Source organism: Paraburkholderia sp. MM6662-R1 (assembly GCF_050436245.1).
Taxonomy (GTDB): Bacteria; Pseudomonadota; Gammaproteobacteria; order Burkholderiales; family Burkholderiaceae; genus Paraburkholderia; species Paraburkholderia tuberum.
In genome coordinates, this window is record NZ_JBNDLV010000004.1 from 1,129,785 (window position 1) to 1,143,919 (window position 14,135).

Below are 14,135 nucleotides of genomic sequence, written 5' to 3' on the forward strand. Positions count from 1 at the left end.
TGGAGTTTCCGCGGCAGCGTCGTCGCACTCGATGTCGCGACCGGCGCAGTGACGTGGACCACGCCGGACCCGCTCTGAAGCCGCGCGGAGGCAGCCGTCAGTATCGCCAATGGCGTGGTCTTCGGACGCAATCTCGACTACACGAATGGCACGATGTACGCGCTCGATTCTTCCAACGGAAAAGTCCTGTGGTCATTCAATAGCGGGGGTGCATGCAATGCCGGGCCGGCCATTGCGGACGGCGTGGTGTTCTGGGGCTCTGGCTCGACGAGTGGACCGGGGCCGCTGAAATTGTTCGCCTTCGGTCTGTAGGAAACGCCCGAGGCCCCGTCCGTTCGCGGCGGGACCTTTGGCTCTTTGCTACGATGTGAGTCTGTTCCGAAGCCGGCGCATTTGGCGCGTAGCGCCCGCCGGCCGGCAGTCATCACCGAACTCACCGAGCACTAGACCTTGACGATCCACATCCGCCCCGCCACCGCTTCCGACGCCCCCCTGATCCTGCGCTTCATCACCGAACTCGCGATCTACGAAAAAGCCAAGCACGAAGTCGTCGCCGGCGTCGAAGACATCGAGAAGAGCCTGTTTTCCGAGGGCGCGGCCGCGAAAGCGCTGATCTGCGAAATGAACGGCGAGCCAGTCGGTTTTTGCGTGTACTTCTTTTCGTATTCGACGTGGCTCGGCAAACAGGGGCTTTATCTGGAAGACCTGTACGTATCGCCCGCATCGCGTGGCAGCGGCGCGGGCAAACAGATGCTGCGCCATCTCGCGCAAATCGCCTGCGAAACGGGCTGCGGTCGATTCGAATGGAGCGTGCTCGACTGGAACGAGCCGGCCATCGGCTTCTACAAGTCGATCGGCGCGAATCCGCAAAGCGAATGGGTACGTTATCGTCTCGCCGGCGACGCGCTCAAAGCATTCGCCGAAGGCGAAACCGAACGGAGCACCTAAGCCCGGTCACTGCGCGGACGCCGCGACGGGCGCCACCTCGAATGCATCGCCCGTCGCGAAGAAGGTACCGCCGGCCACGTAATGGCATGTGCGCAGGTCGGGATCGTCGTTGTCGAGTTCGACGCCCGCGTGCGTGCCGACCGCGAGCGTTTGCGCGGCGAAACCGCGGCTCGGCAACTGCAGCCCGAACACGCCGCTCGCTTCGATCAGGCGACGCGTCAGCGTGCGGCTATCCACGACGACCACCACCTTCGGCGGATTGAAGTCGAGCGGCATCGCCCATGACGCGGCCATCACGTTCGATCGACCATCGTGTGCGCTCGTGATCAGCGTGACGGGTCCGTGATTGAGCAGTTGAGTCGCGCGCGACAATTCCACGGTTTCTCGGGTGGCGTTCATAGCATCGTGATGGCGTCGAAAGGATGACGCTGATTGTAGCGGGGCGGGACAAATGCGGTGCGGCGCAGGGCCGAGCGATACGAGAGCGATTCGAACCACGCGCGGATGGCGGCCGAATCGAGCTGCCGGGCGGCGGCCCACAAGCCGCCGCCCGACCGGACTTCAAACGAATTTCAAGGGACCCTCAATGCGGCGCCTTGCCGTTCGGCACCGCATTGAGCGGCTTGTGCTGCTCGTCGCCGAGTCCCGGGAAGAACGCGTTCCAGGCGGCGCGCACGCCCTGCGCCGCGGTGGCTTCGGCGCCGACCGACTCGGCCGCGCCGTCCGCGGCTTTCGAGGGATCGGCGCACAGGCCGCGCCAGTGCGTGAATACGAGCAACGGCTTTTCGGTCCACACGCCGTCGCCAAATTTCGCAAACGCCGTGTCCCCGCTCGCCAACTGCACTTCGTACCAGCCTTCGCGTACGGGCGTATGGATGGCAAGGTCAAACCACGGGGTCGGTTCGATTTCCTTCATGTCTTCTCCGGTCGGATAGATCGTCATCGATAACCACACTGAATGCATTGTTCGTGCCCATCGCTGGCGCCACACCCGCCGCGCGACGGGACGGGCAACCGCGGCACATGCGGGCAAACCAGCACATCGGACCTGCGAAGTCGCCGCGCATACGACACGATAGCGCGACATGGGCCAGGCGGACAGACGTAAAACTTACATGCCCGGAGTGGCGGGAGTACGGCGTGGCGGGGTGGGTTTTTTGCGGGACCGGACGACGGTTTTTCCGCCCCGTTTTGACGCGCGCTTCGCAGCCGGTCGCGCCTCGCCCTCCATCTGCCGCACCATCTTCGCCAGCGTTTTCACCGCGGGTCCCAAGCGCTCCGCCTCCGTATTGCCATACCCGATCACGAGCCCGTTCGTCCGCTCCGACGCCCCGATCGAAAACCCCGACAGCGCGCGCGGACTCAACCCCAACGCCTGCGCCCGCGCAGTGAGCGCGCGATCGTCGAGCGACGCCGGTAGCCGCAGCGTCAGATGCATGCCGCAATCGCCGCCAAGAATCGTCGCTGCCGGAAAATGCTCGGCCAGTGCGTCGCGCAGCGCCTGCTGCCGCTCGCGGTACAGCCGCCGCATCCGCCCGAGATGCCGCCCGAATTCGCCGCTTTCGATGAAATGCGCGAGCGCCAGCTGCTCCAGCCGATGCCCGCCGCGCAGCATCTCTTGCAGCGCAACAGCGGCGTGCGCGGCGATCGCGCGAGGCAGCACGACGAAGCCGATGCGCAGCGCCGGAAACATCGTCTTGCTGAACGAGCCGACGTACAGCACGGGCGCCGCGTCGACGAGCCCCTGCATGCTCGCGATCGGCTCGCCAGTGTGACGCACCTCGCCGTCGTAATCGTCCTCGATCAGCCACGCGCCGCAGCGCCGCGCCTCGGCAATCAGCGCAAGCCGCCGCGCCACCGACAGCACCGCGCCGGTCGGATACTGATGCGCGGGAGACGTGTAGATCAGTTTCGGCGGATGCGTGTGCCACGCGTCGGCCGGCACGGCCATGCCTTCGGCGTCGACGGGAATCGGCAGCGTGCGCAAGTCGCCCGCGTTGAAAGCGGCCTTCGCGCCGCGATAGCCGGGGTCCTCGATCCATGCGATATCGCCGGGATTGGTCAGCAGTCGCACGCACAGGTTCAGCGCCTCCTGCGCGCCCTCGGTGATCACGACCTGCGAGCCATCGCAGCGCACGCCGCGCGCCATCCGCAGATGCGCGGCGATCGCGTCGCGCAGCGCGGGCTCGCCGGCCGGCGTGCCGTAGCCGAGCGCGCGTGGTAATGCGCGCTCCATCGCACGTTCGAGCGCGCGCCGCCACGCGGCAAGCGGGAAACGGTCCAGCGCGGGCGTGCCGGGGGTCAGCGCGTACCCGTTGTCGGCGTGCTTGTGCGACGCCGCGAACTGCTCGACGCGCGCCGCGTATACGACCTCCGGCGCGGCCGACGCCGCCGCCCGCTCGCCGCGCGCGGCGGGGCTCGACAGCGGGCTCACGCGCGTGCCCTGGCGATCCGCGATCACGTAGCCGACCGCGGCAAGATGCTCGTAAGCGATCACGACCGTGTTGCGCGACACGCCCATTTCGGCGGCGAGCAGCCGCGACGACGGTAGCAGTGACCCGGCCGGCAGCCGACCGGCGAGAATCGCCTGCTGCAGACGTTCGATCAGCTGCTTTTGCAGCGGCGCGGGCCGCTTGGCCCCGCTGGCGCCGCTCGCGGCGAACGCGTCGTCCGCATGGACGAGCGGTCCGATGATTTCGATCATGGTGGCTGGATCTATCGAATAAGCTTGTCTTGGATCTTTTGAACATACCACGTTTGCCGTATCGTTCCTGCATCGACACGCATCGGCATCCTCCGGCATCGCTCATTCATCGACGGGAGAACAGACATGGAACCCACACGTAACGCCTACGGCCAGCCAATCGGCGCACCCCTGCCCGGTTGGCACGGCGCACAGCCGCCGGGCCGCGAGCCGCTCGGCGGCCGCTATTGCCGGCTCGAAGGGGTCGACGTCGAGCGCCACGCGGCCGACCTCTTCGACGCGTACGGCTCGGCCACCGACGGCCGCGACTGGACCTATCTGGCGGTCGGCCCGTTCGACAGTCTCGCGGCCTATCGCGAGCGTCTGACGCAGATGGCGGCATCGAAAGATCCGCTGCACTACGCGGTCATCGACCTGGCGACGGGCAAGCCGGTCGGCACGCTCTCGCTGATGCGGATCGATCCGGCCAACGGCGTGATCGAAGTCGGCCACGTCACGTATTCGCCGCGGCTCAAGCGCACGCGCATCGCGACCGATGCGATGTACCTGCTGCTAGGCGAAGTGTTCGACAAGCTCGGTTATCGGCGCTTCGAATGGAAATGCGATTCGCTCAACGAGCCGTCGCGCAAGGCCGCGTTGCGCTATGGATTTACGTTCGAGGGGATCTTCCGGCAGGCGATCGTCTATCGCGAGCGCAATCGCGACACGGCGTGGTTTTCGATCATCGACAGCGAGTGGCCGGCATTGCGCTCGTGCTATGAGCGGTGGCTCGACGCGGGCAATTTCGATGCGCAAGGGCAGCAGGTCGAGCGGCTCGCCGATCTGATCGCGCAGCGCCGAGCGGCGGACGAGGCCCGGTAAAACCAGACGATCGATAACCAGGCAACAGCTCGACCAGTTCGCCAAGCGCGATGCCGAGCCAACCGCGTGCCCGAATCCGTGAAATTGTCGTGAATACCGCGCCGGGCGTGGCAGACAGCGGCAGCACCGCCTGCCATCACCGCCCTCCTACGTGATCTCGTATCCACCTTCGTCCGCCAGCGAACGCGAGGCCAAGCGCGGTTCGCGCCGTGCATGGTAAATTCCAGCGTCGGCAAGACAACTCCAAGAACGTTCGGGTGCCCTGAACATCTTCGTCCGGTCCACCCGCCATTGGCGATACAAGGTAGATCGATGATCGACGTGAGTCAGCGTATTGTCTGGGGGCGCCTCTACGTTGCGCTGTGCAGCTGCGTCGCGCTGGCCGGCTGCATGGTCGGCCCCGACTACCACGCGCCGCCAGCACCGGCCACCGACACCTTCACCACCACGCCGCTGCCCGACCAGACCGCCTCCGCGCCCGGCCCCGCAGGCCTGCCGCAGCGTTTCGCGCCGGCCCAGGACATTCCCGCCGCGTGGTGGACGCTGTTTCATTGCGAGCCGCTCGACGCGCTGATCCGCGAGGCGATCGCCAACAGTCCGAACATGGCCGCCGCGCAGGCGGCGTTGCGACAGGCTCGCGAGAATTACACGGCGCAAGCCGGCGGCACCTTGCTGCCGAGCGTCGACGCGCAACTGAGCGCCACGCGCGAAAAGATCAACGGCATCGCGTTCGGCGAGCCCGGCCTCGTCGAGGAATTCAATCTCTACAACGCGTCGGTCAACGTCTCGTACAAGCTGGACGTGTTCGGCGGCGCGCGGCGCGAACTCGAAGCGCTGCATGCGCAGATCGACTATCAGCGCTTCCAGCTGCAGGCCGCCTATCTCACGATATCGGCCAACATCGTGACCGCGGCGGTCAAGGAAGCGTCGGTGCGCGCGCAGATCGACGCGACCGAGCGGATCGCTTCCGAGGAAGAGCAGCAACTGAACGTGCTCGACCAGCAATTCTCACTCGGCGGCGTGAGCCGCACGGCCGTGCTCGCGCAGGAAACGCTGCTCGCGCAGACCCGCGCGACGCTGCCGCCGCTGCAACAGCAGCTCGATCAGGCGCGCCATCAGCTTGCGGTACTCGCCGGCAAGCTGCCGAGCGATACCTCGGTGCCCGACTTCACGCTCGACATGTTCTCGCTGCCCGACACGCTGCCCGTGAGCCTGCCGTCGTCGCTGGTGCACCAGCGCCCCGACATCCTTGCCGCCGACGCCACGCTGCATCAGGCGAGCGCGCAGGTCGGCGTCGCGACCGCGGCGATGTATCCGCAGATCACGCTGTCCGCGAGCTACGGCGCCGAAGCGTTGACGCCCGCGCAGGTGCTCAGGGCCGGCAGCACGATCTGGAGCATCGGCGCGGGCTTGCTGCAACCGGTCTTTCACGGCGGCCAGCTGAGCGCGCAAAAGCGCGCGGCCGAGGCCGCCTACGAGCAGGCCGGCGCGCAATACCGCGAGACGGTGCTGCTCGCGTTCCAGAACGTTGCGGACACGCTGCGCGCGCTCGAACACGACGCAACCGGCCTCAAGGCGCAGACCGACGCGTCGCGCGCCGCGAGCGATTCGCTCGAACTGACGCGCGGACAGTATCACGTCGGCGGTGTCAGCTACCTCGCGCTGCTCGACGCGCAACGCCAGTATCAGCAAACGGTCGTGAGTCTCGCGCAGGCGCAGGCCGCGCGTTATGCCGATACCGCGGCGCTGTTCCAGGCGCTCGGCGGCGGCTGGTGGAATGCCGCCGCGCCCGAGTCCGCAGCCGCGCCGGCCGCCGACTCGGCGAGCGCGTCGAACACGTCGTCGCCATCAGCAACGACGGCAACCGCCGCAACGCCACATTGACCGTGCCCTGACGCAACCCCAGCCCTCGCCCCAAGCCGAGCAAGGACATCACGATGGCCGAAAGAAAACCGATGACAAAGCGGATGGTGATCATGTTGATCTGCGTCGGCGTGCTGCTCGCCGCGCTGGTCGGTTTCAACCTGTTCCGCGCGCACATGTTCGCGAAGTTCATGGCGGCCAACACTACGCCGCCCGCCACGGTCTCGGCGGTGGTGGTCCACTATCAGTCGTGGCAGCCGCAGCTCGCGGCGGTCGGCAGCCTGCGCGCGGTGCGCGGCGTAGACGTGACGACCGAAGTCGCCGGCCTCGTGCGCGAGGTCGCGTTCGTGTCGGGGCAGGAAGCGAAAGCCGGACAGATCCTCGTGCGACTCAACGCCGACAGCGACGTCGCACTGCTGCAATCGCTGCAGGCCGCGGCCCAACTCGCACAGACGGTCTACGAGCGCGACCGCGCGCAGTACGACATCAAGGCGATCGCGAAGGCGCAGCTCGACGCCGATGCGGCCGACCTCAAGGGCAAGAAGGCGCAGGTCGCGCAACAGCAGGCGCTCGTCGACAAGAAGACGATTCGCGCGCCGTTCGCGGGGCGCCTCGGCATCACGACGATCAATCCGGGGCAATACCTGAATCCCGGCGACGCGATCGTCACGCTGCAAGCCATCGATCCGATCTACGCCGACTTCTCGGTACCGCAACAACAGCTCGGCCAGCTCGCGATCGGCGCGACCGTCAGCGTCGACACCAACGCGTACAGCGGGAAAACCTTCACCGGCAAGATCCAGTCGGTGAGCCCGAAAGTCGACAGCGCGACGCGCAACGTACAGATCGAAGCGAGCGTCGACAATCGCGAGCGCAAGCTGCTGCCCGGCATGTACGCGAACGTGAAGATCGACTCGGGCGCCGAACAGCGCTACCTGACCCTGCCGCAAACGGCGATCACCTACAACCCGTACGGCGCGACCGTGTTCATCGTGAAGCCCGGCACGCAACCCAACGCGCAGGGCAAGACGCTGCCCGTCGCGCAGCAGGTGTTCGTAACGCCGGGGCCGACGCGCGGCGACCAGGTGGCGATTCTGAAGGGCATCGACGACGGCACGCAGGTCGTGACGAGCGGCCAGATCAAGCTCAAGAACGGCACGCCGCTGATCATCGACAACCGCGTGCAGCCGTCGGACAGTCCGAATCCGACGCCGCAGGAACAATAAGCGAGGCCGCCCGATCATGTTCACGGACATCTTCATTCGCCGGCCGGTACTCGCTTCGGTCGTGAGCCTGCTGATCCTCGTGCTCGGGTTGCGCGCGCTCGCGGTGCTAAAGGTCAGCCAGTATCCGCAGACCGAGAACGCGGTCGTCACGATCACGACGGCCTACTATGGCGCGAACTCGGACACCATCGCCGGCTTCATCACGCAGCCGCTCGAAGCGGCGATCGCGCAGGCACAGGGCATCGACTACATGTCGTCGACGAGCATCACGGGCGTGTCGACGATCATCGCGACGCTGCGTCTGAACTACGATGCGAACCGCGCGCTGACCGAGATCAACACGCAGATCGGCTCGGTGCGCAACCAGTTGCCGCCGCAGGCGCAGCAGCCGGTGCTGACAGTGCAGACCGGGCAGACCACCGACGCGATGTACATGGGCTTCTACAGCAGCGTGCTGCCAAGCAACAACGTCACCGATTACCTGCTGCGCGTGGTCAAGCCCAAGCTCGATTCGATCCAGGGCGTGCAGACCGCCGAAGTGCTGGGCGGGCGGCAGTTCGCGATGCGCGCGTGGCTCGACTCGGCGCGGCTCGCCGCGCACGGCGTGAGCGCGAGTGACGTGTACACCGCGCTCGGCAACAACAACTATCTCGCCACGCTCGGCACGACGAAGGGGCAAATGGTCAGCGTCGACCTGGAAGCGGGCACGGACCTGCATACCGTCGACGACTTCAAGCAGCTCGTCGTCAAGCAGAAGAACGGCTCGCTCGTGCGCCTCGAGGATGTCGCGAACGTCGTGCTCGGCGCCGACAGCTACGACTTCAACGTCGCGTTCAGCGGCAAGCGGTCGGTGTTCATCGGCATCAAGGTCGCGCCGGATGCGAACATTCTCGATGTGGCCAAGCGCGTGAAAACCGTGTTTCCCGATCTGCAGAAGCAGTTTCCGACCGGCATGACGGGCGACATCGTTTATGACGCGACCGACTTCGTCAACACCGCGATCAGGGAAGTGATCAAAACGCTCGTCGAAGCGCTCGTGATCGTGACCGTCGTGATCTTCCTGTTTCTCGGCAGCTTCCGCGCGGTGATCGTGCCGTTGATCGCGATGCCGCTGTCGCTGATCGGCACGTTCTTCGTGATGCAGGTGCTCGGCTATTCGATCAATCTGCTCACGCTGCTCGCACTCGTGCTCGCGATCGGGCTCGTCGTGGACGACGCGATCATCGTCGTCGAGAACGTCGATCGGCACATGAAGCACGAAGGCAGAACACCGTTCGACGCCGCGCTGATCGCCGCTCGCGAACTGGGTGGCCCGATCGTCGCGATGACCGTCGTGCTGATCGCCGTGTACGCGCCGATCGGCTTCCAGGGCGGGCTGACGGGCGCGCTCTTCACCGAATTCGCGTTCACGCTCGCGGGCGCGGTGACGGTATCGGGCGTGATCGCACTCACGTTGTCGCCGATGATGTGCTCGCGCTTCTTCCGCGCCGCGCAGGAGTCGGGCCGCTTCGCGCGTTTCGTCGACCGCCAGTTCGAGCGCGTGCATCGCGGCTACGGCCGCCTGTTGCACGCGACGCTCGACACCTGGCCCGTGTTCGTGATCATGGGCGCGCTGCTGCTGTGCGGCACCGTGTATCTGTTCATGACCTCGAAGTCGGAACTCGCGCCGCAGGAAGACCAGGGCATCGTGCTCTCGCAGATCATCGGGCCGCCCAACGCGACGATCCAGCAGATGCAGACCTACGCGGACCAGGTGTTCGATGCTTCGAAGACACTGCCCGAATATTCGCAGATGTTCCAGCTCACGGGCTCGCCGACTGTCAACCGGGGCATCGGCGGCGTGCTGTTCAAGACCTGGGATCAGCGCGGCAAGAACGCGACCGTGCTGCAGCAGGAGTTGCAGCAGAAGTGGAATCAGATCGCGGGCGCGCGCGTCGCGGCGTTCCAGTTTCCGCCGCTGCCGGGCGCGCAGGGATTGCCGGTGCAGTTCGTGATCAGCACGACCGAGCCGTTCGAAAACCTCAACGAGGTGTCGCAAGCAGTGCTGGAAAAAGCGCGTGCGAGCGGCATGTTCTTCTTCGTCGATAGCGACCTGAAAATCGACAAGCCGGAAGTGACGCTCGTCGTCGACCGCGACAAGGTGGCCTCGCTCGGGCTGTCGCAGAGCGACGTCGGACAGGCGCTCGGGTCGGCGCTGGGCGGCGGCTACGTCAACTACTTCTCGATTGCGGGACGCTCGTACAAGGTGATTCCGCAGGTGTTGCAGATCGACCGGCTCAATCCGTCGCAAGTGCTCGACTACTATCTGCGCACGCCGGACGGCAACGTGATTCCGGCGTCGACGATCGCGCATCTGCGGCACAGCGTCGTGCCAGAATCGATCAACCACTTCCAGCAGTTGAACTCGGCGACGATCTCCGGCGTGATCGTGCCGGGCGTGTCGCAAGGCCAGGTGCTCGATTTTCTGCGCAAGGCGACCGCGCAGGTCGCGCCGGCCGGCTACTCGGCCGATTACTCGGGAGAGTCGCGCCAGTTCGTGCAGGAGTCGGGCGGCTTCGTCATCACGCTGCTGCTCGCGACGATCATCGTGTTCCTCGCGCTCGCGGCGCAATTCGAGAGTTTCCGTGATCCGATCGTGATCCTGATCTCGGTGCCGATGGCGCTGTTCGGCGCGCTGATCTTCATCAACATCGGCCTGACGACGCTGAACATCTACACGCAGGTCGGCCTCGTCACGCTGATGGGGCTCGTCAGCAAGCATGGCATTCTGATCGTGCAGTTCGCCAACGAACTGCAGCGCGCGGGCCGCGCGAAGCGCGAAGCGGTCGAGGAAGCGGCGGGCGTGCGGCTGCGCCCGATCCTGATGACGACCGCGGCGATGGTGCTCGGTGTGGTGCCGCTCGTGATCGCGTCGGGTGCGGGCGCGGCGGGCCGCAACGCAATGGGGCTCGTGATCTTCACCGGGATGTCGATCGGCACGCTGTTCACGTTGTTCGTCGTGCCGGCGATGTACATGTTTCTGGCCGCCGAACACCAGCGGCATGCTCAGGCGCCGAAGGCCGACGAGGCGGGTCAGGCGGGTTAGAGCGTGGGTGATCGCGTACCCGGCGCGCGGGTTGTTGTCCGAAATCTGAAAGCCGTCGTCCTGATGCCCTTACTCGCATCACTTAGACTACGGTGCATTCGCTGCGCAACGCGGCGCAAGACCAACCGGAGCCACGCACGATGAAAGCGATTCAGTTCAAATCTTTTGGCAACCCCGAAGTGCTCGAATACGTCGATCTGCCGACGCCGCAGGCCGACGCGGAGCATGCGGTCGTGCGGGTCATGGCGGCCTCGGTCAATCCGAGCGACGTGAAGAACGTGTCCGGCCATTTCGAACATACGGTGCTGCCGCGCACGCCGGGGCGCGACTTCAGCGGCGTGGTGGTGGACGGCCCGGCCGCGTGGCTCGACGCCGAGGTGTGGGGGACCGGCGGCGACATCGGCTTCACGCGCGACGGCACGCACGCCGAGTACCTCGGTATTCCGGTCGCGGCGCTGTCGCGCAAGCCCGTGGCGTTGAGCCACGTCGAGGCGGCGGCGATTGGCGTGAACTTCGTGGTCGCGTGGCTCGGCAGCGTCGAATACGCAAAGTTGCAGGCCGGCGAGACCATTGCCGTGCTTGGCGCGAGCGGCGGTGTCGGTGGCGCGGTCGTGCAGATCGCGAAAGCACGCGGCGCGCGCGTGATCGCCGTCGACCGCCGGCCGCTCGATCCCGCCACGCCCGCGGGCCGCCTGATCGACGCCTACGTGGCGTTCGACGAACACGCGGCCGCACGCGTGCGCGAGCTGACCGGCGGCGCGGGCGCGGAAGTCGTGTACGACACGGTAGGCGGTGTCGCGTTCGAGACCGCGCTGAGTCTCGCGAAGCGGCGCGGCCGCGTGCTCGAAATCAGCGGGACCGGCAAGCGCCGCGTCGAGTTCGATCTGATCGACTTCTATCACAACGAGACGCAATTGCTCGGCGTCGACAGCGCGAAGCTCGGCGTCGCGGAATCGGCGCCGCTGATGACGGCGCTCGTCGAGGGCTTCGACGACGGCAAGCTGAGCGGCCCGGCGATCGCGCAGGAATTCCCGCTCGCCCGCGCGCGCGAAGCCTACGAGGCGGTCGCCGCCGGCACGCGCGGGCGCGTCGTGATTCGCATGCAATAACCGTCCCTCTGACACCGTGCATTGAAGGTGCGGCCTCCGGGCCTCCGCGACACGCTAAGATTGAGGCCGCCGGGCGCCCGCCCCGTCCGGCGAGAACGACAAAAGCATTGCCTCGGAGAATCTGATGTCTGAAGAATATGAAGTGCACGGTCCGCACGACCATGCCGTCGAACACGCCGGCCACGCCGCGCATCACGACGCCGATCCGTTCGCGAGCCGCATGGCCGTGATGACCGCGATCCTCGCGACGATCGGCGCGCTGTGCGCGTACCAGAGCGGCAACGCCGAAAACCTCGCGCTGTTCTACAAGAACGAAGCCGCGATCAAGAAGACCGAAGCGTCGAACCAGTGGAGCTACTACCAGGCGAAGGGCGAAAAGGAAAACCTCGCGGAACTCGGCGCGGCGCTGTCGGCGCCCAATAGTGACGCGCACGCGAAGTTCGTCGCCGACGTCGAGAAATACAAGCAGCAGAAGGAGCCGATCCGCGCGAACGCAGAAGCGATCGAAAAACAGGTCGTCGCCGCCGATACGCGCAGCGAAACGCTGTTGCACGGCCATCACCGCTGGGCTCAGGCGACGCTGCTGATTCAGGTCGCGATTGCGCTGTGTGCGATCACGCTGCTCACGCGCAAGAACTGGCTGCGCAATCTGTCGTACCTCGTCGCGGGAGTGGGCGTCTTGACCGCGGGCGCGGCGTTTTTCGGGCTATGAGCGGAATGCTCGCGTTACTTTTCACCCAGAGCTTCGGCGGCGCCAGCGCATGTGAGCACCGGCACGTTCGCCGCGATGCTCGGCATGGTGTTCGTCGTCGCGAGCAGCTGGTATGGGTTCGTCGCGCTGGCGCTGTCGCATCAGCGCATCGCGTCGGCTTATCGGCGCGGCAAGAGGTGGGTGGATCGTGTGTGCGGCGGCTTGATCGTTGCGTTGGGGGTGCGGCAGCTGATTCGATGAGGCGGCACTGACGTGTGCGCGAGCACCAATGTGCCAGCACCAATGTGCCAGCCTCAATCCGCGAGCCCGCGCGCACGCTCCAGCAACAACTCGCGCTCGCGCGTATTGCGCGTCATCGCCGCGGCGCGCTCGAACTCCGCGCGGGCTTCGTCGACGCGTCCAAGCTTGACCAGCAGATCGCCGCGCACGCTCGGCAGCCAGTGATAATTCGCGAGCGCCGAACCGGCGGCGAGCGCATCGACGATCTCGAGTCCGGCCGCCGGCCCGAACGCCTTCCCCACCGCGACCGCGCGATTCAACTCCACTACCGGCGACGGCGCGACCTGCGCCAACGCATCGTAGAGCGCGACGATCTGCGCCCAGTCGGTGTCCTCGGCGCGGCGCGCTCGCGCATGGCACGCGGCGAGCGCCGCCTGCAACGCATACGGCCCGCTCTCGCCGCCGAGCGCATGCGCGTTGTCCAGCGCGGCGAGGCCGCGGCGAATCAGCAGCGGGTCCCAGCGGCTGCGATCCTGATCGAGCAGCAGTACCGGACGCCCCTGGGCGTCGGTGCGCGCGTGCGTACGCGACGCCTGAATCTCCATCAGCGCAACGAGACCGTGGACCTCGCTCTCGTCGGCTGCGAGTCCGCTCAACACGCGCCCAAGCCGCAACGCCTCCTCGCATAGCGTCGGGCGCATCCAGTCGTCGCCGGCCGTGGCCGAATAACCTTCGTTGAAAATCAGGTAGATCACCTGCAGCACCGACGCGAGCCGCCCCGCGCGCGCGTCCGCCTGCGGCACCTCGAACGGCACGCGCGCCGCCGACAGCGTGCGTTTCGCGCGCACGATCCGCTGCGCGATGGTCGGCTCCGGCACGAGAAACGCGCGCGCGATTTCGTCGGTGGTGAGGCCGCCGAGCAGGCGCAGCGTCAGCGCGACGCGCGCATCGGTCGACAGCAGCGGATGGCACGCGGTGAAGATGAGCCGCAGCAGATCGTCGCCGATGTCGTCGGCGCGCGCGGCGTCGAGCGCATCGACGAAATCGGGCACCACGTGCGCTTCGATCGCGTCGAGATCGTGGCCGAGCTCCTCGCGCTTGCGCGCATGCAGCGCTTCCTGGCGCAGGCGATCGAGCGCGCGGTTCTTCGCGGCGGTCATCAGCCACGCTCCGGGGTTGTCGGGCACGCCCGCGTCCGGCCAATGCTCGAGCGCGGCCACCAGCGCGTCCTGCGCGAGTTCCTCGGCGAGTCCCACGTCGCGCACGATCCGCGCGACGTGAGCGATGACCTTCGCGGATTCGATCCGCCAGACAGCGTCGATCGCACGATGGGTGGCCTGTATCGTCACGGCGTCAGCCTTCACCTGCTGCCGGCGGTTGCGCGTTCAGGACCATGTATGCGGGCTCC

The 14,135-nt window shown here is 66.5% G+C and carries 12 protein-coding genes and 1 pseudogene; 9 read left to right on the forward strand and 4 right to left on the reverse strand.

Features of this window, described 5'->3' with window-relative positions; translation table 11 throughout:
- Nucleotides 1-153 precede the first annotated feature (153 nt).
- Nucleotides 154-312 carry a PQQ-binding-like beta-propeller repeat protein gene (locus OKW39_RS35080; RefSeq protein WP_429333235.1) on the forward strand — a complete coding sequence of 53 codons (159 nt, stop codon included), beginning with the start codon at nt 154-156 and terminating at the stop codon, nt 310-312.
- Between the two features lie 138 nt (nt 313-450).
- Entirely contained in the window at nt 451-948 is a 498-nt protein-coding gene (locus OKW39_RS35085) for an N-acetyltransferase family protein (RefSeq protein WP_429333234.1), read from the forward strand.
- A 6-nt stretch (nt 949-954) separates the two neighbouring features.
- Here the strand turns inward: OKW39_RS35085 and OKW39_RS35090 are convergent, their stop codons facing one another.
- The 3 genes from OKW39_RS35090 to OKW39_RS35100 all read right to left on the reverse strand — a co-directional run bounded on the left by OKW39_RS35090 (nt 955) and on the right by OKW39_RS35100 (nt 3,652).
- Complete coding sequence (locus tag OKW39_RS35090; RefSeq protein WP_090807910.1) at nt 955-1,347, reverse strand: flavin reductase family protein; 393 nt, start codon at nt 1,345-1,347, stop codon at nt 955-957.
- 184 nt (nt 1,348-1,531) lie between these two features.
- On the reverse strand, nt 1,532-1,864 hold the full coding sequence (locus OKW39_RS35095) for a hypothetical protein (protein WP_184052897.1): 333 nt from the start codon (nt 1,862-1,864) through the stop codon (nt 1,532-1,534).
- A gap of 195 nt (nt 1,865-2,059) precedes the next feature.
- On the reverse strand, nt 2,060-3,652 hold the full coding sequence (locus OKW39_RS35100; protein WP_429564729.1) for a PLP-dependent aminotransferase family protein: 1,593 nt from the start codon (nt 3,650-3,652) through the stop codon (nt 2,060-2,062).
- 126 nt (nt 3,653-3,778) lie between these two features.
- Between OKW39_RS35100 and OKW39_RS35105 the strand changes: the two genes are divergently transcribed.
- The 7 genes and pseudogenes from OKW39_RS35105 to OKW39_RS35135 form a co-directional block, all read left to right on the forward strand.
- A complete protein-coding gene (locus tag OKW39_RS35105; RefSeq protein ID WP_429564730.1) occupies nt 3,779-4,513 on the forward strand; it encodes a GNAT family N-acetyltransferase in 735 nt (244 codons plus the stop codon).
- Nucleotides 4,514-4,825: 312 nt separating this feature from the next.
- Nucleotides 4,826-6,397 carry an efflux transporter outer membrane subunit gene (locus tag OKW39_RS35110; protein ID WP_429564731.1) on the forward strand — a complete coding sequence of 524 codons (1,572 nt, stop codon included), beginning with the start codon at nt 4,826-4,828 and terminating at the stop codon, nt 6,395-6,397.
- 53 nt (nt 6,398-6,450) lie between these two features.
- Nucleotides 6,451-7,602 (forward strand): efflux RND transporter periplasmic adaptor subunit, encoded by a 1,152-nt coding sequence (locus tag OKW39_RS35115; protein WP_429564732.1) that lies wholly within the window; start codon nt 6,451-6,453, stop codon nt 7,600-7,602.
- Between the two features lie 16 nt (nt 7,603-7,618).
- Nucleotides 7,619-10,687, forward strand: coding sequence for an efflux RND transporter permease subunit (locus OKW39_RS35120; protein WP_429364667.1), 3,069 nt, complete (start codon nt 7,619-7,621; stop codon nt 10,685-10,687).
- A gap of 140 nt (nt 10,688-10,827) precedes the next feature.
- Nucleotides 10,828-11,796, forward strand: coding sequence for a quinone oxidoreductase family protein (locus tag OKW39_RS35125; RefSeq protein WP_429564733.1), 969 nt, complete (start codon nt 10,828-10,830; stop codon nt 11,794-11,796).
- Nucleotides 11,797-11,920: 124 nt separating this feature from the next.
- Nucleotides 11,921-12,508 carry a DUF4337 domain-containing protein gene (locus OKW39_RS35130; protein WP_184052885.1) on the forward strand — a complete coding sequence of 196 codons (588 nt, stop codon included), beginning with the start codon at nt 11,921-11,923 and terminating at the stop codon, nt 12,506-12,508.
- Nucleotides 12,509-12,538: 30 nt separating this feature from the next.
- Nucleotides 12,539-12,748: pseudogene (locus OKW39_RS35135) on the forward strand (LysE family translocator); the annotation flags it as partial.
- Nucleotides 12,749-12,801: 53 nt separating this feature from the next.
- On the opposite strand, the gene OKW39_RS35140 reads toward OKW39_RS35135, so the two are convergent.
- Entirely contained in the window at nt 12,802-14,076 is a 1,275-nt protein-coding gene (locus OKW39_RS35140; RefSeq protein WP_429564734.1) for an RNA polymerase sigma factor, read from the reverse strand.
- Nucleotides 14,077-14,135: the final 59 nt, after the last annotated feature.

What these genes read in the sequence shown, in the direction of transcription:
- OKW39_RS35080 (WP_429333235.1), top strand. Translation starts at nt 154, where the DNA reads ATGTACGCGCTCGATTCTTCCAACGGAAAAGTCCTGTGGTCATTCAAT.
- OKW39_RS35090 (WP_090807910.1), bottom strand. Translation starts at nt 1,347, where the DNA reads ATGAACGCCACCCGAGAAACCGTGGAATTGTCGCGCGCGACTCAACTG.
- OKW39_RS35095 (WP_184052897.1), bottom strand. Translation starts at nt 1,864, where the DNA reads ATGAAGGAAATCGAACCGACCCCGTGGTTTGACCTTGCCATCCATACG.
- OKW39_RS35100 (WP_429564729.1), bottom strand. Translation starts at nt 3,652, where the DNA reads ATGATCGAAATCATCGGACCGCTCGTCCATGCGGACGACGCGTTCGCC.
- OKW39_RS35105 (WP_429564730.1), top strand. Translation starts at nt 3,779, where the DNA reads ATGGAACCCACACGTAACGCCTACGGCCAGCCAATCGGCGCACCCCTG.
- OKW39_RS35110 (WP_429564731.1), top strand. Translation starts at nt 4,826, where the DNA reads ATGATCGACGTGAGTCAGCGTATTGTCTGGGGGCGCCTCTACGTTGCG.
- OKW39_RS35115 (WP_429564732.1), top strand. Translation starts at nt 6,451, where the DNA reads ATGGCCGAAAGAAAACCGATGACAAAGCGGATGGTGATCATGTTGATC.
- OKW39_RS35120 (WP_429364667.1), top strand. Translation starts at nt 7,619, where the DNA reads ATGTTCACGGACATCTTCATTCGCCGGCCGGTACTCGCTTCGGTCGTG.
- OKW39_RS35125 (WP_429564733.1), top strand. Translation starts at nt 10,828, where the DNA reads ATGAAAGCGATTCAGTTCAAATCTTTTGGCAACCCCGAAGTGCTCGAA.
- OKW39_RS35130 (WP_184052885.1), top strand. Translation starts at nt 11,921, where the DNA reads ATGTCTGAAGAATATGAAGTGCACGGTCCGCACGACCATGCCGTCGAA.